The sequence below is a fragment of the Isoptericola halotolerans genome, from assembly GCF_045689585.1.
Classification (GTDB): Bacteria; Actinomycetota; Actinomycetes; order Actinomycetales; family Cellulomonadaceae; genus Isoptericola; species Isoptericola halotolerans_B.
The window spans coordinates 607,119-626,168 of record NZ_CP140108.1; the positions used below are offsets into that span (position 1 = coordinate 607,119).

Sequence of the window (19,050 nt, forward strand, 5' to 3'; positions counted from 1 at the left end):
GACTCGTCTCACGAGACTCAGAGTATCAGGTACTGTGAGTACTACCTGAACAACCGTCGGAGTGTAAGGAAGCACGCAGTGGCTACACGTCAGAAGACCAGCACGGCCCGCAGCGCCGCTGCGGACCCGCAGAGCGTCCGCGACGCCGTCGTCGTCGGCGGCAACCGCATCCCGTTCTCCCGCGCCGGCAAGAAGTACGCGGACGCCTCCAACCAGGAGATGTTCACCGCCGCGCTCGAGGGCCTCGTGGCCCGCTTCGGGCTGCAGGGCGAGCGCCTCGGTGAGGTCGTCGGCGGCGCCGTCCTCAAGCACTCGCGCGACTTCAACCTCGTCCGCGAGTCGGTGCTCGGCTCCTCGCTGTCGCCCAGCACCCCCGCGTTCGACCTCCAGCAGGCCTGCGCCACCGGCCTCGAGGCCACCATCAACATCTCGAACAAGATCCGGCTCGGCCAGATCGAGTCGGGCGTCGCCGGCGGTACCGACACCGTGTCCGACGCCCCCATCGCCGTCAGCGAGGGTCTGCGCCGCGCCCTGCTCGAGGCCCAGCACGCCAAGACCTGGCAGGCCCGCGCCAAGGCGCTCGCCTCCGTCCGGCCCGGCGACCTCAAGCCGATGGCCCCCGCCACCGACGAGCCCCGCACCGGGCTCTCGATGGGCGAGCACCAGGCGATCACCACCGCCCGCTGGGGCGTCTCCCGCGAGGCGCAGGACGAGATCGCCCTCGCCAGCCACCAGCACCTCGCCGCCGCGTGGGAGTCCGGGTTCTTCGACGACCTCGTCACGCCGTTCCGGGGCCTGACGCGCGACGACAACCTGCGCGCGGACACCTCCCTGGAGAAGCTCGCCGGCCTCAAGCCGGTGTTCGGCCGGTCGCTCGAGACGCCCGCCACGATGACGGCCGGCAACTCCACGCCGCTGACCGACGGCGCCTCGACGGTGCTGCTCGGCTCGCGCGAGTGGGCCGAGTCGCACGACCTGCCCGTGCTGGCCCGGTTCGTGGACGCCGAGACCGCCGCCGTGGACTTCGTGCACGGCCGCGAGGGCCTGCTCATGGCCCCCGTGCACGCCGTACCGCGCCTCCTGACCCGCAACGGCCTCACCCTCGACGACATCGACTTCTTCGAGATCCACGAGGCGTTCGCCTCCACCGTGCTGACGACGCTCGCCGCCTGGGAGGACCCCGACTACGGCAAGAACGAGCTCGGCCTGACCGGGGCGTTCGGCACCGTCGACCGCGCCAGGATCAACGTCAACGGCTCGTCGCTGGCCGCCGGGCACCCGTTCGCCGCGACCGGCGGGCGGATCGTCGCCACCGCCGCCAAGCTGGTGGCGCAGCGTGCCGCCGAGACGGGCGAGACCGCTCGAGCCCTGATCTCCGTCTGCGCCGCCGGCGGGCTCGGTGCCACCGCGATCGTCGAGTCCGTCTGACCCGGGAAGGAAACCTGATGACCGACCGCTACACCCAGGCCGTCAACTCCGGGTTCACCCAGACCCTCGCCAAGAAGCTGGGACTCCCCCGGCCCGCCATCCTGCGGCGGTTCCGGGCCGGCGAACCGCTCACCGTCGGCCCCGTCCTCCTGGTGTCCGACGACGCCTCGAAGGGCGACGCCGACGCCGTCGCCCAGGCGTTGCTCGGCTGGGACCTCGACGTCCGCCGCCAGCCCGCCGACGACGTCCGCTGGGGTGCCGTGATCCTCGTCCTCACCGAGGCGTCCGCACCCACCGACGTGGCCGCTCCGGTCCTCGCCGCCGGTTCCGTGCTGCGGCAGCTGGCCGGCAACGGCCGGGTCGTGACCGTCTCCCGGGCACCCGCCGACGGTGACTCGCCCGCGGTGGCCGCCACCCGGAACGGGGTCGACGGCTTCCTGCGCTCGCTCGCCAAGGAGCTGCGCGGCGGTGCCACCGGCAACGGTGTGATGCTGACCGGCGGCGCGGCCGTCGACGCGGGCCCGACCCTCGCGGCGCTGCGGTTCTTCCTGTCCGCCAAGAGCGCCTACGTCGACGGGCAGCTGCTGCGCGTCGGTCCGGGCGGGTCGGCCGACGCCGCGGACCTCACCACCGACCGCCCGCTGGCGGGCAAGGTCGCCGTCGTGACCGGCGCCGCCCGCGGCATCGGGGCGGCCATCGCGACGACGCTCGCGCGCGACGGCGCCACGGTGGTCTGCGTGGACGTCCCCGCGGCCGGCGAGGGTCTGAGCCGCACCGCCAACGCGGTGGGTGGCACGGCCCTGCAGCTCGACGTGACCGCCGAGGACGCGGGGACGCGCATCCTCGCCCACGCCCGCGAGCGGCACGGCGGCCTCGACGTCGTCGTCCACAACGCGGGCATCCTGCGCGACAAGCTGCTCGCGAACATGAGGCCCGCCCAGTGGGAGTCGGTCGTGGCGGTGAACCTCGCCGCGCAGCTGCGGATCAACGAGACGCTGCTCGCCGCGGGGCTGGAGGGGCTGCACATCGTCTCCCTCGCCTCGACGTCCGGGATCGCCGGGAACAAGGGCCAGTCCAACTACGCGTTCTCCAAGGCCGGCGTCATCGGGCACACGCGCGCGACGGCGGCGCTCCTGGCGGCCCGGGGCGGGACGGCGAACGCCGTCGCTCCCGGTTTCATCGAGACCGACATGACGTCCTCGATCCCGTTCGCCACCCGGGAGGTGGCGCGCCGGCTGCCGACGCTCGCGCAGGGCGGCAAGCCGGTCGACGTCGCCGAGGCGGTCGCATTCCTCGCCTCCCCGGCCGCGGCCGGTGTCAACGGGCAGGTGCTGCGGGTGTGCGGTCAGCACATGGTGGGCCAGTGACGGCCGAACCGCTGCGGACCAGCGACGGCGCGACGCTGCGGGTCGAGAGCCAGCCGAGCCTCCCGGGGCTCGGCGGGCTCTACGCGCGCGGAGCAGCGGCGTCGGGCCGGATCGCCGCCGGCCGGGCCCTGCCGGCGCTCCCGGTCGTCGGCGCGGGGCGCCCGCCCTCGGACGGCCGGGGTGCCGAGGACGCGACGGGCGACCAGCTGACCCTGCCCGACGTCGCCTACCGGGTCCCGGGCGTGTCGACCGCGCGCCTGGCCCGCCACCTGCACGAGTACCAGCGGCTGCTGCACGAGCCCGTCGGGGACGTGCTGCCCGCGGGCTACCTGCACGTGCTCGCGTTCCCGCTGGCCACCGCCGTCATGGTGCGGGGCGACTTCCCGCTGCCGCTGCTCGGCATGGTGCACCTGGCCAACGCCGTCGAGCTGCGCGAGCCGGTCCGGCTCGGGGACGAGCTCGAGGTGCGGGCGTGGGCGGAGAACCTGCGTCCCCACCGCCGTGGCGTGCAGGTGGACCTGGTCGCGGAGGTCTGGCGCGACGCCGCGGACCCGACGACGGGGCGGCCCGTCTGGCGGGGGGTCTCGACGTACCTCGCCAAGGGCTTCGAGCTCCCGGACCGGCCGGCGCCCGACCACGAGCCCCGCGCGGACTGGCACCCGCCCCTGCCGACGGGCCGCTGGGCGCTGGGCCCCGGCACGGGTCGCGCCTACGGCGCCGTCTCCGGGGACCGCAACCCGATCCACCTGTCCGCGCTGTCGGCGAAGGCGTTCGGGTTCCCGCGGGCGATCGCGCACGGCATGTACACCGCCGCCCGGGCCCTGGCCGACGTCGGGCACCAGCGCGGGGACACGTACCGGTGGACGGTGGAGTTCGCCAAGCCGGTGCTGCTACCCGGCACGGTGGACCTCGCGGTGACCCAGGAGCAGGACGGGTTCGGCTACGTCGGCTGGAACGGCCGGCGGCGCCAGCAGCACTTCTCGGGGACGGTCACGCCCCTCTGAGCCTGCCGAGCAGGAGGATACGCCCGCTTTGGGCCATCGATTCGGGCCCAACCTCCTGCTCGGCGCCGTCGTAGGGTCGGGGGCATGGACGCCCTGCACGAGCTGACCGCCGTCGAGCTGCGTGACCGCCTCCGCGCCGGCGAGCTCACCCCGGCCGAGGTGAGCGAGCACTTCCTGGCCCGCATCGCGGCCCGCAACGACCGCCTCGGAGCGTTCTCCCAGGTGACCCCCGACCTGGCGCGGGAACGCGTCGCGGCGCTCGGGCCGCCGTCGGGCGCCCTGTGGGGCATGCCGACGGGCGACAAGGACCTGTTCGCCCGCGCCGGTGTGCCGACGGGATTCGGCTCGCGCGCGCTGGCCGGGTTCGTGCCGGAGGTCTCCGACGGCGTCGTGCTCGACCTGGACGCGGCGGGCACGGTCAGCCTCGGGCGCACCACCGCACCCGAGCTCGGCTTTCCCGCCTACACCGAGCCGCTCGCCGGGCCGGTCGCGCGCAACCCGTGGGACCTGGAGCGCGGGGCGGGCGGGTCCAGCGGTGGCGCGGCGGTCGCCGTCGCGGCCGGGCTGCTCCCCTTCGCCCCGGGGTCCGACGGCGGAGGTTCCGTGCGCATCCCGGCCGCGGCCTGCGGGGTGGTCGGGCTGAAGCCGTCGCGCGGGCTGCTGCCGTCGGGCTCGGGGATCGAGTCACCGGGCGGGCTCGTCGTCAACGGGCCGCTCGCCCGGACCACCGCGGACACCGCGCTGCTGCTGGAGGGGATGCTGGCACGGCGGCCCGACGGTGCGGTGGCGCACCCCTTCACGCTCCGCACCCCCGCCGCGCCGGCCGGGGCATACCTGGCCGCGGCGCAGCGCGGCGCGGTGGTCGAGCGGGACGGCGGCCCGGTCGACAGGTTCCGCCTCGGGGTGACCACCTGGTCGGCCTGGGACGACTACTACGAGATCACCGTGGCACCGGAGGCCACCGCGGCGCTGGACGCCGGGGTGGCGGCGCTGACCGGGCTGGGCCACGACGTCGTCGACCACGCCTGGGACCCGGCACCCGAGTACGGCGACGCGTTCCGCAGCCTGTGGATGGGTGGCGCGTCGGCGGTGCCGATCGACGACGAGGCCGCGCTGGACGAGCTCGAGCCGCTGACCCGGTGGCTGATCGGACGGGGGCGCGAGGTGCCCGCCCGCGCGCTGGTCGAGGCGCTGCGGGCCCTGTCCACGTTCGAGCGTCGGCTCATCGCGGGCCTGGGCGACCTCGACGCGGTGGTGACCCCGGCGCTGGCCATGACGCCGCGGCCGGTCGGCTGGTTCGACGCCGAGGACCCGGACCGCAACTTCGCCCAGCAGTGCCAGTACACGCCGTTCACCTCGTGGCTCAACGTCGCGGGGCTCCCGGCGCTCACCGTCCCCACGCACTGGACGGACGACGGCCTGCCGGTGGGGATCCAGCTCATCGGCCGTCCGGGCGGCGAGCTCACGCTGCTCGCCCTGGCGGCGCAGCTCGAGGACGTGCTGCGCTGGCCGGAGCGGCACCCGCCGGTCTGGTGAACGTCCGGCGGGTGCCCGTCGGGCTGTCGTCCGTCAGGGACGGTCGGGCTCTCGGGCGGCGAGCGACCTGAGCTGTTCCCGCAGGCGGTCCACCCCCAAGTCCCCGGCACGACGCCGGAGACCTCGGGGACGCGACCTTCCTGCTGCTCGCACCGGGCGCTGCCGCCGAGGCCGCGACCGCCGCCGCACGCGTGGCGCAGCGGGCCCCGGCCGCGGAAGTGTGGGCCGCCGGTGACACGCGGACGCCGGGCTGCGGAAGGTCGCGCTGCTGCAGCACAGCGGCACCTTCGTCCTCGACGTCCGCGGCGTGGTGCGATCGGCGCGCACGTCCGCGCTGCCGGTCACCAGCTTCTCGGCGGACGGGGTCCGCGAGACGCTGGCCCGCCTGGCGACAGTCCGAGAGCCGGGTCAGGCGTCCTCGGGCACACAGCCGAACGCCTCGTCGCGGCCGGGCCCGGCGGTGGCGAGCAGCCCCTCGAGGCCGGAGCCCTCGGGCACGGGGCGCGGGTCGTCGACGACGATCCACAGGCCGTCGACGACGTCGTAGCGCGCCTGCGGGCCGTCGGCCACCAGGGCGGCCACGGCCGAGACCAGGCGCTCGACCTCCTCCCCCGCCGTGCCGACGCCCACGGACGAGCGGACCGCCCCCGCGCCGTACCCGAGGCGGGAGAGGAGCGGGTGCGCGCAGAACCGGCCGTCGCGCACCCCGATGCCGTGCTCGGCGGACAGGTACGCGGCCACCGCGCCGGGCTCGTACCCGGCGACGGTGAACGTCACCACACCGACGGCGTCGGCCGCGTCGGCCCAGAGCCGCACCACCTCGACACCCTCGACCGCCTCGAGCCCCGCCACGAGCCGCTCGCGCAGGGCGTCCTCGTGCTCGCGCAGCGCGACCGGGTCGACGTCCGCCAGCGCCTCGCAGGCCGCCGCGAGCGCCACCGCGCCGAGCACGTTGGGCGAGCCGGCCTCGTGCCGGGCCGGGCCGTCGTGCCACTCGGCCCCGTCGACGCGCACGCTGCGCACGGCGCCGCCGCCCGCGAGGTAGGGCGTGCCGGCGTCGAGCCAGTCACGCCGGCCCACCAGCACCCCGGCACCGAACGGCGCATATGCCTTGTGCCCGGAGAACGCGAGGTAGTCGACGCCGGTCTCGGCCAGCGAGAAGCGGCGGTGCGGTACGAGCTGGGCACCATCGAGGAGCACCCGGGTGCCGACGGCGTGGGCGGCGCTGACGACGTCGGCGACCGGCAGGACCTCGCCGGTGACGTTGGAGGCGCCGGTGAGGGCCACGAGGGCGTAGGGCCGTCCGGCGGCGGCTCCGGCGGCCAGCTCGTCACGCAGCGCGGCGACGGTTGCGGCGGCCGTCGCGCGCCCGGTCAGCACCGTGGCGTCCGCGCCGCGCTGCCAGGGCAGGAAGTTCGCGTGGTGCTCGACGTCGAGGACGAGCACCCGGCCGGGCTCGCCGTCGGCGGCGGGGAGGCAGCCGGCGAGCAGGTTCAGCGCGTCGGTGGTGTTGCGCACGATCAGCGTGGCGTCGCCGTCGCGGGCGCCGACGAACTCACCGATGGTGCGGCGCGCCGTCTCGTACAGCGAGGTGGAGACCTGCGAGAGGTACCCGGCGCCGCGGTGCACGGACGCGTACAGCGGGAGGGTGCGGGTGATGCGGTCGGCGACGGCCTGCAGCGCCGGGGCCGAGGCCGCGACGTCGAGGTTCGCGTACGGGAGCCGGCGGCCGTCGACGAGGGGGGCGAGGGTCTCGTGCCCGACGACGGGCAGCAGCGGGGCGAGGTCCGCGACGGCGGCCTCGGCGCCCGGACAGGCGGGGTTCTCCGTGAGCGTGGTCATGACGTCCTCCTCGTTCGTTCCGGGGAGGGGCTCCCCGCGCTTGCCGGTCGCCGGTCGGCGCCGTGCCAGGTCGTCACCCGGGGCACCCCGCCGCGAGGGAGGGTTGCCGGCCAGCGAGCCGGGGCTTCGCGCTGGCGCTCATGACCTGCTCTCAGGTTCACCGATCCACCGGGGAGTGTCAACAAATGGGCGGCGCGTCTCAGGATGTGAATCAATGGCAGGGCGACCAGCCAGCGAGACGCCCGTCCCGCTCCCTGGACGCGGTGTCGTACGATCGCACCGACCATCCCGAGCGGCCGAGTGACGTGGCACGTCGACGCCGCAGCAACCCGCGGGGGCCCTCCAGCCCTCGGACGCGGTGCTACCGCCACGACCGATGGGAGGAGTGCCGTGAACGCACCGACCGAACCGCCGATCGAACCGCGACCCGCACAGGACTACGCCGGGGACATCACCCCGCAGCAGGCATGGGACCTGCTCTCGGCCGAGCCGGACGCCGTGCTCGTCGACGTCCGCACCGACGGCGAGTGGCGCACCATCGGGGTCCCCGACCTCACCGGGATCGGCAAGGACACCGTGTTCACCCAGTGGGTCACGGCGGACGGCCGGCCCAACCCGGCCTTCCTCGCCGAGCTGGAGACCGCCGGCGTCGGCCCCGACCGGCCGGTCGTCTTCCTGTGCCGCTCCGGCCAGCGCTCCATCGGGGCCGCTCGGCTCGCCACCTCCGCGGGCATCGGCCCGTCCTACAACGTCCTCGAGGGCTTCGAGGGCGCGCCCGGCTTCGGCGGGGTGCGCGACCAGCAGGGTTGGAAGGTGCGCGGCCTGCCCTGGGGCTCCTACGACGAGGCCACCGCGTGACCGGCACCGAGGTGCCCACCGGCCCCGGCGCGGACCCGACGCGGCCCGGCGGGTCGGGGCGCGGTCCGCTGCCCGACGGCGTCCGCCCGGCGACGCTCGCCGTGCGCGGCGGGCACCGGCGCTCCGACTTCGAGGAGATGTCCGAGGGGCTCTTCCTCACCCAGGGCTACACGTACGGCTCCGCCGCCGACGCCGAAGCGGCGTTCCAGGGCGAGACCTCACGGTTCATGTACTCGCGGTACGGCAACCCGACGGTGCACACGTTCGAGGAGCGGCTGCGCCTCGTCGAGGGCGCCGAGGCCTGCTACGCCACCGCGACCGGCATGTCCGCGGTGTTCACGACCCTCGCCGCGCTCGCGTCCTCCGGGTCCCGCATCGTCTCCGCCCGTGCCCTTTTCGGCTCCACCAACGTCATCTACGACGAGATCCTGGCCAAGTGGGACGTGCGGGTCGACCTCGTCGACGGGCACGTGCCGTCCCAGTGGGAGGAGGCCCTCGCCACCCCCGCCGACGTCGTGTTCTTCGAGACGCCGTCGAACCCCATGCAGGACCTGGTCGACGTGCGCCGCGTCTGCGAGCTCGCCCACGCGGCCGGCGCCGTCGTCGTGGTGGACAACGTGTTCGCCACGCCGATCCTGCAGAAGCCGTTCGAGCTCGGCGCCGACGTCGTCGTCTACTCCGCGACCAAGCACATCGACGGGCAGGGGCGCGTGCTCGGCGGGGCGATCCTCGGGTCCGAGGAGTTCCTCTCCGGACCCGTCCAGACGTTCCTGCGGCACACCGGGCCCTCCCTGAGCCCCTTCAACGCCTGGGTGCTGCTCAAGGGCCTCGAGACCCTCGACGTGCGGGTGCGCGCCCAGAACGCCGCCGCGCTGCAGGTCGCGACGGCACTGGAAGGACGCGAGGAGATCGCCCGCGTCCGCTACCCGTTCCTGCCGTCCCACCCGCAGCACGAGCTGGCGAAGGCCCAGCAGACCGGCGGCGGCACCGTGGTCACCTTCGAGCTCGCGGTGCCCGACGGCGCCACCCCGGACGAGGCGAAGCAGCGCACCTTCCGGTTCCTGGACGCGCTGCGCATCGTGGACCTGTCCAACAACCTCGGCGACACCAAGTCGATCGTCACGCACCCGGCGACGACGACGCACCGCAAGCTGGGTCCGGACGGCCGTGCCGGCGTCGGCATCCGGGACACGACCGTGCGGCTCTCCGTCGGGCTCGAGGACCCGCTGGACATCATCGAGGACGTGGACCAGGCCCTGCGGGCCTGAGGCGCCGCCACCGCCCGGCGAACGGCGCCGGGCGGTGCCCGCAGAACGTCACGGCGAACAGGAAGCTCACCACCACGCAGAGCACCGCGATCTCGCCGCCGTCCTCGACGACGAGCGCCACGGTGTTCCAGTGCTCGCCGGAGACCGCCGCGTGCACCGCGTCGACCACCACCCCGCACACGAACAGGCCGGCGCACAGGACCATGAGCAGCGTCGACGTCGCCCGTACCGGGCCGCCCGCGCGCAGGTGCCCGACGACCAGCAGCACGCCGATCACCAGCGCCAGCCCGCCCAGCCACACGAGCTCGCCGAGGCCGCTCGTGGTGCCGAGCCGGGCGCCGATCACGACGCCGAACCGCTCGTGCAGGCCGAACCAGTCGTCGACCGCGAGGACGCCGAACGCCGTCGCCCACGCCGCCAGCAGGACGGACCGGTGGCGCACCGCCAGCAGCAGGCACATCAGCACGACCCACACCACGAGAACCGTGAAGTAGACGTCCCCGTACCCGCGGTCGCGGCCGAGGCCGTACCCGGGGTCCGCCGGCACCCGCCAGGTCCGGAACCCGACGTGCGCCAGCACCAGCCCCGCCAGGACCGTCCACATCAGCACCAGCAGCCCGCCGGCCGGTCCGCCGACCACCCCCAGCTCGCGCGCCAGACGTCTCGTCATCGACCCACCTCCGGAGCGGCACCCTAGAAGGGCCCGATGAGACGGGGATGAGAGCCACGCGGCGCTTGTCGGGGGGCGCGCGTAGCCTGACCGCGTGCTGCACATCCACCGGTCGGAGCGCGCCGACGCGCTGGTCGCGCCCCTGGCCGAGGTGCTGGCCGAGCCGCCGACCGACCCGTTCACGCCGGACGTCGTGGCGGTGCCGACGCGTGGCGTGGAACGGTGGCTCGCGCAACGGCTCGCGCACCACCTGGGCGACGGCGGCTCGGGCGCGGGGGTGTGCGCGAACGTCGACTTCGGCTCGACCACCCGGCTGGTCGCCTCCGCCGTCGCCGCGGTGACCGGCGTCGAGCCCGACGACGACCCGTGGCGCCGCGAGCGCCTGGTCTGGCCGGTGCTGCAGGTCGTGGACGACTCGCTGGACGAGCCGTGGGCGGCACCGCTGGCCCGGTACGTGGGCGGGCCGGACGACGTGGTGCGCCGGTCGCGGCGGCTCGCGCTGGCGCAGCGGGTGGCCGACCTGTTCACCGCGTACGCACGCCAGCGACCGGCGCTGCTGGTGGCGTGGCACGACGGCGACGCCAAGGACGGTGCCGGGGGGACGGTACCGGCCGACCTGGCCTGGCAGCGGGAGCTGTGGCGGCGGGTCCGCGACCTGCTGGACGCGCCGAGCCCCGCCGAGGCGCTCAGCGACGCCGTCACGGCGCTGGGACGGGACCCGGACGTCGTCGACCTGCCGTCCCGGCTGTCCGTGTTCGGCCCGACCCGGCTGCCGGAGGACGAGCGGCGGGTGCTGCGCGCCCTCGCGCGCGACCGGGACGTGCACCTGTGGCTGCCGCACCCGTCGGCAGCGCTGTGGGACGCCGTGGACTCCTCCACGGAGGCCCGCCGGAGCCCGCGGCGTGCGGACCTGCCGTCGGCCGCCCGCCACCCGTTGCTCACGTCGACGGCACGGGACGCCGTCGAGCTCCAGGTGCGGCTCTCCGGGGTGCACGACCCCGACGAGGCAGAGGCCGCCGTGACGCACCACCCGGCACCCGTTCCCCCGGCGACGCTGCTCGGCGCGCTGCAGACGTCGCTGCGCACGGACGCCCCCGACCCCGCGGGACGCATCGAGCTCGCCCGGGCGGACCGCAGCGTGCAGGTGCACGCCTGCCACGGCCGCTCCCGGCAGGTGGAGGTGCTGCGCGACGTCCTGGTGGGCCTGTTCGCCGCGGACCCCACGCTCGAACCACGCGACGTCGTCGTGCTGTGCCCGGACGTCGAGACCTTCGCACCGCTCGTCACGGCGACGTTCGGCGCGGCCCCGGACGGTGCCGCCAGCGTCCACCCCGGCCAGCGCCTGCGCGTGAGCCTCGCGGACCGCGGAGCGGGTGCGGTGAACCCGGTGCTGGCCGTGCTGTCCACGCTGCTGCGGCTGGCGGACGGCCGGGTGACGGCGTCCGAGGTGCTCGACCTCGCGGCGTCCGCCCCGGTGCGACGCCGGTTCCGGCACACCGACGACGACCTCGACCGGTGGCGCCGCTGGGCCGTGGAGGTGGGGGTGCGCTGGGGCGAGGACGGCGCCCGGCGCGAACGGTTCGGCATCGACCCGCGGGTGCGGCAGGGCACGTGGGACGCGGCGCTCGACCGGGTCCTGCTCGGTGTCGCGATGGCGGAGGAGGAGTCCCGCTACGTGGGGCCCGCGCTGCCGCTGGACGACGTCGGGTCGACGGACGTCGAGGTGGTGGGCCGGTTCAGTGAGCTCGTCGCGCGTCTTACCGAGCTGCTCGCCGAGCTCGCGGGCGTGCGGCCCCTGGGAGCCTGGTTGGACACCCTGGACCGTGCAGTGACCCTTCTGACGGACCCGGCGCCGGACGACGCCTGGCAGACGACCCAGGCGCGACGGGTCCTCGCGGGCGTGCGGGCGTCGGGAGAGGCCCACGGGGGCTCCCGGCTCGCGCTGGAGGACGTGCGCGCGCTGCTCGCCGACCGGCTGGCGGGTCGTCCGACCCGGTCCGGCTTCCGCACGGGCGCGCTGACGGTGTGCTCACTGGAACCGATGCGGGCCGTCCCGCACCGGGTGGTCTGCCTCCTCGGCATGGACGACACCGTGTTCCCGCGGTCCACCTCCCCGGACGGCGACGACCTGCTCGCCCGCGACGCGTGCGTCGGGGAACGGGACCCGCGCACCGAGGACCGGCAGATCTTCCTCGACGCCCTGGGGGCGACCGGCGAGCACCTGGTGGTCCTGCACACGGGGGCGGACGAGCGCACAGGTGCGTCCCGGCCGCCGGCCGTGCCCGTCGCGGAGCTGCTGGACACGCTCGACCGGCTCGCCGTCGCCCCGGGCGGCGGGCCGGCACGCGAGCACGTGGTGGTGCACCACCCGCTGCAGGCGGTCGGCGAGCCCAGCTTCGTGGCCGGTGCGCTGGGCACGTCCGGCCCGTTCAGCCACGACACCGCCGCGCTCGCCGGTGCGGTGGCCGGCCGGACCGGCCGCGCGACACCGGGCCTGCTCGTCACCGAGCCGCTGGCCGTCGACCCGCCCGGCGGGGCCGACGTCGACCTCGACGACCTCGTCGCCGTGCTGGAGCACCCGGTGCGCTGGTTCGTCACGCGGAGCCTGGGCGTGCGGCTCACCCAGGACGCGGACGAGGTGGACGACCGTCTTCCCCTGGCTCCCGACCCGCTGGTCGCGTGGGGTGCCGGAGACCGCATCCTCACCCGCACCCTGGCGGGTGCCGACCCGCAGCAGGCCTTCCACGCGGAGTGGCGGCGCGGTCAGCTCCCGCCGCGGCGCCTCGGGCACGCCGCGCTGTCGAACGTGTTCCAGCGTGTGCAACCGGTCCACGCGACGGCGTCGGCCGCGATGTCCACGGCGGCGGCACGCTCGGTGGACGTCACCGCGGTGCTGCCGTCGGGCGTCACCGTGGTCGGTACCGTGCCGGGCGTCCACGGCGACCGCGTGGTGCGCGCCGAGTACTCGAAGCTGGGCCCCAAGCACCGGCTGCGCTCCTGGGTGCAGGTCCTCGCCCTGGCCGCCGCGCACCCCGGCACGGCGTGGGAGACCGGCACGATCGGTCGCGCGCCCGTCTCCGCTCCGCGCGCCGCGTGGAGCCGGGTCGTCGGCCCGGACCATGCCGACGCGGTGCGACTGCTCGACGACCTCGTGCGGCTGCGCGCCGAGGCCGCCCGCAGCCCGCTGCCGCTGCCCCCGGAGACCTCGCACGCCTACGCCGTCGCGCGCGACCGGGGTGCGGTGGACGCCGCCGCCGCGCTCGGTCAGGCGCGCTACACCTGGGGCGGCGGGTTCGAGAAGAACGACCCGTACCACGTGCTCTGCTGGGGCTCCGGCGTCGCGCTCGCGACCTTCGTCGGGACGCCGACCGACGACGACCGCCGCGCACGGCCCGACGAGACCACCCGCTTCGGGGCGCTCGCGCGCCGAGTCTGGGAGCCTCTGCTGGAGCGCGAGGAGAAGGGGACCGCATGATCTTCGACGTGCACGGGCCGCTCCCGCAGGGCACGACGGTGCTGGAGGCGAGCGCCGGGACGGGCAAGACGTTCACCATCGCGGCGCTGGCGACGCGGTACGTGGCCGAGGGCGTCGCGGAGCTGCGCGACCTCATGCTGGTCACCTTCGGTCGCGCCGCGACGTCCGAGCTGCGGGACCGCGTGCGCGACCGCCTGGTCCGGACCGAGCGTGCGCTGCGCGCCGACGACCCGGCGTCCGACGCGGACCCGCTCGTGGCCCTGCTGGCCGCCGTCGACGCCGACGAGCTGGACCGCCGCCGCCGCCGGCTCACGGTCGCGCTGTCCCAGCTCGACGCGGCGACCATCACGACGACGCACGGATTCTGCCAGCAGATGCTCGTGGCGCTCGGCATCACGGCGGACGTCGACCCGGCCGCCACGTTCGTCCCGGACGTCGCCGACCTCGTGCGCGAGGTGGCCGACGACCTGTACGTGCGCCGGTTCGCGGACGAGTCCCACCCGGCACTCACCCCGACGCTGGCGGGCGAGGTCGGGCGTGCGGCGGTCAGCGACCACCAGGCGCGGCTCGTCCCCGAGGAGCCGGGCGGTGGCGAGCCGACGTCGGCGGGCGCGCTGCGGCACCGCGTCGCCCTGGACACCCGCACCGAGACGCTGCGGCGCAAGCGGGCCCAGCACCTCCTGGACTACGACGACCTGCTGGTGCTGCTGCGCGACACCCTGGCCGACCCGGAGCACGGCCCGACGGCGGCCGAGCGCATCCGCTCGCGGTACGCGGTCGTCATGGTGGACGAGTTCCAGGACACCGATCCCGTCCAGTGGGAGATCCTGCGCACCGCGTTCCACGACCACCGCCCGCTCGTGCTCATCGGCGACCCCAAGCAGGCGATCTACGCGTTCCGCGGGGCCGACGTCGTCGCCTACCTCGACGCGCGGGAGGCCGCCACGACGGTGGCCACGCTCGGCACGTCGTACCGCAGCGACGGGCCGTTGCTCGATGCCCTGCACACGCTGCTCGGCGACGTCGCGCTCGGCGATCCGCGGATCGTCGTGCGGACGGTCGAGGCGGCGCACGGCTCGCGGTTCGACGGCAGCGCGCCGCTACGGCTGCGGCACGTGACCAGCAGGTCGCTCGGGCTCAAGGCCGGCTCGGTGCCGGCGGTCGGCACGCCGCGAGCCCACGTCGCACAGGACGTCGCGGCCGACGTCGTCGCACGGCTGGGCCTCGACCTGATCGACGATGCGGCCGACGGCGTCCCGGTCGGTCACGGCCCGGCCGGTGAGGGCACGGTCGCTGACGGCCCGGCGCGTCGTGCGCTGGAGCCCCGGGACGTCGCGGTGCTGACCCGGACCAACGTGCAGGCCGAGCTCGTGCGCCAGGCGCTCACCGACCGGGGTGTCCCGGCGGTGGTGTCCGGGCTGTCGAGCGTGTTCGCGACGCCCGCGGCCCGCGACTGGCTGACGCTGCTGGACGCCCTGGAGCAGCCGGGGGCGCACGGCCGCGCCGCCGCGCTGGCGCTGACGCCGTTCGTCGGCTGGGACGCGGCCCGGCTCGCGGGGGCGGACGACGCCGCGCACGACGGGCTGTCCGACACGGTGCGCCGCTGGTCGCGGCTGCTCGCCACGCGGGGTGTCGCGGCGCTGCACGAGGCCGTGACCCGCGAGGGCCTTGCCGAACGGCTGCTGCGGCTCACCACCGGCGAGCGGCAGCTCACCGACCTGCGGCACGTCGGCGAGGTGCTGCACTCCGCCGCGCTGGCCGAGGGGCTGGGCCCGCAGGCGCTCACCGCCTGGCTGCGCCGACGCATCGCCGAGGCGCAGGGCGACTTCGACGAGGAGCGCAGCCGTCGGCTGGAGACCGACGCCGCGGCGGTGCAGGTCGTCACGGTGCACGCCAGCAAGGGCCTCGAGTTCGGCGTCGTCTACGTGCCCTACGCGTGGGACCGCTGGGTGCCGTCGTCGCCCGACGTGCTGCGCTTCCACGACGAGCACGGCCGGCGCACCCTGCACGTCGGGGGGCCCGCGTCGCCCGGCTACGACGCGGCCCTCGACCGCGGCCGCGCCGAGGAGGCCGGCGAGGACCTGCGCCTGCTCTACGTGGCGCTCACCCGCGCCCGCCACCAGGTGGTCGCGCACTGGGCGCCCTCCAAGGCCAGCTCCGCCCGGGGCGCCCTGACACGGGTGCTGCTCGCCGAGCGGCTGCTGGAAGGGGAGCCGGAGAGGCACGCGACCACGCGGCAGATGCGGGACGACGAGGCCCGGGCGGCCTTCGACGCCGTCGCCGCGCGGTCCGGCGGCACCGTGTCCGTGGAGGAGGTGCCCGCCGACCCGTCGACCAGGCGCTGGCAGCCACCCGTCCGGCACCTGCCGACGCTCGCGGTGTCCACCCTGGACCGGCTGCCGGACGCGTCGTGGCGGCGGTCGTCGTACACGGCCCTCACGGCGGGAGCTCACCACGGCCCGGCCGGCCACGGGTTCGCGGCCGGCGGACCGGCGGGGGTGTCGGCGGCGGCCGGGGTCACGTCGGAGCCGGAGGACGTGGGCGTGGGCGTGGAGGACGAGCCCACGGAGCGGGCGGACGACGTGCTGCCCGTCGGGACGCCGGACGGCCCGGCGGCCGGGGCGGGTGCCGACCTGCCCTCGCCGATGTCCGGTCTGCCGGCCGGCGCGACGTTCGGCACGCTCGTGCACGAGATCCTGGAGCACGTGGACACGGCCGCCCCCGACCTCGACGCAGAGCTGCTCGCGCACTGCACCCGGGCGTCGGCCGCGTCCCGGCTCCCCGACGCGGACCCCGCCCGCCTCGCCGCCGCGCTCGCCGTCGTCGCGCGCACGCCGCTGGGACCGCTCGCCGCGGGCGCCACGCTCGCCGACGTCCACCCCCGCGACCGGCTCGCCGAGCTCGAGTTCGAGCTGCCGCTCGCCGGGGGCGACCGGCACGGCACGGTCCACGGTGCAGGACACGGCGCGGGGCTGGCCGACGTCGCTGCGCTGCTGGACCGGCACCTCGGCGGCGACGACCCGTTCGCCGCCTACCCGGAGATGCTCGTCGCGCTCGCCGCCGCGGACCCGCACCCACCGGCGCTGCGCGGCTACCTCACCGGGTCGATCGACGCCGTCCTGCGGGTGGCCGGCCCGGACGGGACGCCGCGGTTCCTCGTCGTGGACTACAAGACGAACCGGCTCGGCGTGCCCGACGCCCCGCTCACCGCGGCCGACTACCGGCCCGCGGCGACGGTCGACGCGATGCTCGGCGCCCACTACCCGCTCCAGCTCGTGCTGTACCTGGTGGGCCTGCACCGCTACCTGCGCTGGCGGCTGCCGGGCTACGACCCGGACGTCCACCTGGGCGGCGGGCTCTACCTGTTCGTGCGTGGCATGTGCGGCCCGGCCACCCCCGTCGGGCCCGACGGCGCTCCGCACGGCGTGGTGGCCTGGGTGCCGCCGGCCGGGCTCGTGCCCGCCCTGTCCGACCTGCTGGACCGGGGCACCGCGAGCACCGAGGAGGCCGCATGACCACGGAGACCACCGTGGGCGGCGACGTCCGCCTCGCCGTCGGCGCGACCGGACTGCTGGGCGATCTCAACGCCGCCGGGATCGTCGCGTCGACCGACGTCCACGTCGCCACGCGTCTCGGGCGCCTCACCGGCGAGACGGACGAGCGGGTGCTGCTCGCCGTCGCGCTCGCCGTGCGCGCTCTGCGCGGTGGCTCGGTGTGCGTGCGCCTCGACGACGCGACGGAGCTCGCCGCCCTCGCTCGCCCCGAGGACGACGGCGCCACCGCCCGGCCGGCGACGTCGGACGCAGGCCCGGCCGCCGCGGACACGGTCTCGGCCGCCGGGGAAGCCGGCCCTGCGGTGCCGCCGTGGCCGGAGCACGACGCCTGGGTGGCGGCGATCGAGACGAGCCCGCTGGTGGCGGCGGGGGTGGACGGCCCGGCGGCCCGACCGGTGCGGTGGGTCGGCGGGCGGCTCTACCTGGACCGGTACTGGCGCGACGAGCTCACCGTGCGGGACCGCATCGACGAGCGGGTCCGGGCGGAGCCGTTCGACGTGCCCGCCGAACGGCTCGCGACGGCGCTGGCGCGGCTCTTCCCGTCGGGCGGCGACACCCGCCAGCGGCTCGCTGCCGCGCACGCGGCCCGACGGCGGGTCACGGTGCTGACGGGCGGGCCGGGCACGGGCAAGACGACGACGGTCGCGCGCCTGCTCGCCGTCGTCCACGACGTCGCGGGCACCGGATCGGGCGCCGGCTCGGACGTCGACCTCGGCACCGAGGCCCGACCGCTCCGGGTCGCCCTCGCCGCACCGACGGGCAAGGCGGCGGCACGCCTGCAGGAGGCCGTGCGCGAGGTCGTCTCCGGGCTCGGCCCCGACGACCGGGAGCGCACCGGGGCGCCGGTCGCCACGACCGTCCACCGGCTGCTCGGGTATCGCAGCGCCACCCGGTTCCGGCACGACGCCGCCCACCACCTGCCGCACGACGTGGTGGTCGTGGACGAGACCTCGATGGTCCCGCTGTCGCTCATGGCCCGCCTGCTGGAGGCCCTGCGTCCGGACGCACGACTCGTCCTGGTCGGCGACCCGGACCAGCTCGCGTCCGTGGAGGCGGGTGCCGTGCTCGGCGACCTCGTGCACCGACCGTCGATCGACGGCGCCCCCGCGGTCGAGACGGTCCGCACCGTGACGGCGTCCGCCACACCCGCGCTCGACGGCACCGGCGACGTACCGCTGACCGGCGCCGAGCCCGACCGGCTGCGCAACGGCGTCGTCGGGCTGGCGACCGTCTACCGGCAGCAGGAGCACTCGGCGATCCTGCCGCTCGCGAGCGCCGTCCGCGCCGGGGACGCCGACGCGGCGCTCGCCGTCCTGCGCGCCGGGACCGGCGGTGTGGAGCTGGTCGAGGCGGACACCGACCGGCTCACCGAGGACGACGTCCACGGTGTGCACGCCGACGCCGTCGAGGCGGGCCGGCTGCTCGTGGCCGCCGCCCGCGACGGCGACCCGCGGCGCGCGCTGGAGGCGCTGTCCCGGCACCGGGTGATGGTCGCGCACCGGCGCGGGCCGGTCGGCGTCGCGCGCTGGGCCGGGCAGGTCGAGGCGTGGGTCGAAGAGGCCACCGGGGCCGACCGGCCGAGCGCGTCGGGACCGTGGGTCGCGGGACGCCCGCTGCTGGTGACCAGCAACGACGCCGAGGTGGGCCTCTACAACGGGGACACCGGCGTCGTCGTGGCCGACGGCGACGGGGTCGTCGCGGCGTTCGGCGACCCGCGCGACCCCCTGCGGGTCCGTACCCACCGGCTGCCGCCGGTCGAGACGGTCCACGCCATGACCGTCCACCGCGCGCAGGGCAGCCAGTTCCGCCGGGTCTCGCTCGTCCTGCCCCCGCCGACGTCGCCGCTGCTCACCCGCGAGCTGCTCTACACGGCCGTCACCCGGGCGAGCGAGCACGTGCGCGTGCTCGGCACCGCCGACGCCGTCCGTGCCGCCGTCGTCCGCCCCGTCCGCCGTGCGAGCGGGCTGCGCGACCCGCTGCCCTCGTGAGCCGCGCACCACACCACGAGAAATGCCCTCGGCGGACCGGTCCACAGGGTGCGAGGATGC

General features: G+C 76.0%; 11 protein-coding genes and 1 riboswitch. Of the genes, 9 read left to right on the top strand and 2 right to left on the bottom strand.

Annotation, left to right across the window (positions count from 1 at the left end):
* Positions 1-78: 78 nt before the first annotated feature.
* The 4 genes from UQW22_RS02900 to UQW22_RS02915 all read left to right on the top strand — a co-directional run bounded on the left by UQW22_RS02900 (position 79) and on the right by UQW22_RS02915 (position 5,335).
* Positions 79-1,428: an acetyl-CoA C-acetyltransferase gene (locus UQW22_RS02900; RefSeq protein ID WP_407319340.1), complete on the top strand. Its 1,350-nt coding sequence runs from the start codon at positions 79-81 to the stop codon at positions 1,426-1,428.
* Between the two features lie 17 nt (positions 1,429-1,445).
* Complete coding sequence (locus UQW22_RS02905) at positions 1,446-2,795, top strand: 3-oxoacyl-ACP reductase (protein ID WP_407319341.1); 1,350 nt, start codon at positions 1,446-1,448, stop codon at positions 2,793-2,795.
* Positions 2,792-3,799, top strand: coding sequence for a MaoC family dehydratase (locus UQW22_RS02910; RefSeq protein ID WP_407319342.1), 1,008 nt, complete (start codon positions 2,792-2,794; stop codon positions 3,797-3,799). The genes UQW22_RS02905 and UQW22_RS02910 overlap by 4 nt, the downstream gene beginning before the upstream one ends.
* 84 nt (positions 3,800-3,883) lie before the next feature.
* The gene (locus UQW22_RS02915; RefSeq protein ID WP_407319343.1) at positions 3,884-5,335 is read left to right on the top strand and encodes an amidase; all 1,452 of its coding nucleotides are present in this window, start codon (positions 3,884-3,886) and stop codon (positions 5,333-5,335) included.
* Between the two features lie 408 nt (positions 5,336-5,743).
* Here UQW22_RS02915 and UQW22_RS02920 read toward each other — a convergent pair whose 3' ends face one another.
* On the bottom strand, positions 5,744-7,177 hold the full coding sequence (locus UQW22_RS02920; RefSeq protein WP_407319344.1) for an aminotransferase class V-fold PLP-dependent enzyme: 1,434 nt from the start codon (positions 7,175-7,177) through the stop codon (positions 5,744-5,746).
* A 31-nt stretch (positions 7,178-7,208) separates the two neighbouring features.
* Positions 7,209-7,323: riboswitch (SAM riboswitch) on the bottom strand.
* A gap of 244 nt (positions 7,324-7,567) precedes the next feature.
* On the opposite strand from UQW22_RS02920, the gene UQW22_RS02925 reads away from it, so the two are divergent.
* Together UQW22_RS02925 and UQW22_RS02930 are read left to right on the top strand one after the other, a co-directional pair.
* Positions 7,568-8,035, top strand: a complete 468-nt coding sequence (locus tag UQW22_RS02925; protein WP_407319345.1) for a rhodanese-like domain-containing protein — start codon at positions 7,568-7,570, stop codon at positions 8,033-8,035.
* Positions 8,032-9,303, top strand: a complete 1,272-nt coding sequence (locus UQW22_RS02930; protein WP_407319346.1) for an O-succinylhomoserine sulfhydrylase — start codon at positions 8,032-8,034, stop codon at positions 9,301-9,303. Before UQW22_RS02925 ends, UQW22_RS02930 begins: the two co-directional genes overlap by 4 nt.
* On the opposite strand, the gene UQW22_RS02935 is transcribed toward UQW22_RS02930, so the two are convergent.
* The gene (locus tag UQW22_RS02935; RefSeq protein ID WP_407319347.1) at positions 9,269-9,973 is read right to left on the bottom strand and encodes a hypothetical protein; all 705 of its coding nucleotides are present in this window, start codon (positions 9,971-9,973) and stop codon (positions 9,269-9,271) included. The genes UQW22_RS02930 and UQW22_RS02935 overlap by 35 nt on opposite strands.
* Positions 9,974-10,067: 94 nt before the next feature.
* On the opposite strand from UQW22_RS02935, the gene recC reads away from it, so the two are divergent.
* From recC to recD, 3 genes are read left to right on the top strand one after another with little or no spacing between them, the layout of a single operon-like run.
* Positions 10,068-13,448, top strand: a complete 3,381-nt coding sequence (recC, locus tag UQW22_RS02940; RefSeq protein ID WP_407319348.1) for an exodeoxyribonuclease V subunit gamma — start codon at positions 10,068-10,070, stop codon at positions 13,446-13,448.
* The gene (locus UQW22_RS02945) at positions 13,445-16,963 is read left to right on the top strand and encodes a UvrD-helicase domain-containing protein (RefSeq protein ID WP_407319349.1); all 3,519 of its coding nucleotides are present in this window, start codon (positions 13,445-13,447) and stop codon (positions 16,961-16,963) included. Before recC ends, UQW22_RS02945 begins: the two co-directional genes overlap by 4 nt.
* Entirely contained in the window at positions 16,960-18,990 is a 2,031-nt protein-coding gene (gene recD, locus UQW22_RS02950; RefSeq protein WP_407319350.1) for an exodeoxyribonuclease V subunit alpha, read from the top strand. Before UQW22_RS02945 ends, recD begins: the two co-directional genes overlap by 4 nt.
* Positions 18,991-19,050 lie beyond the last annotated feature (60 nt).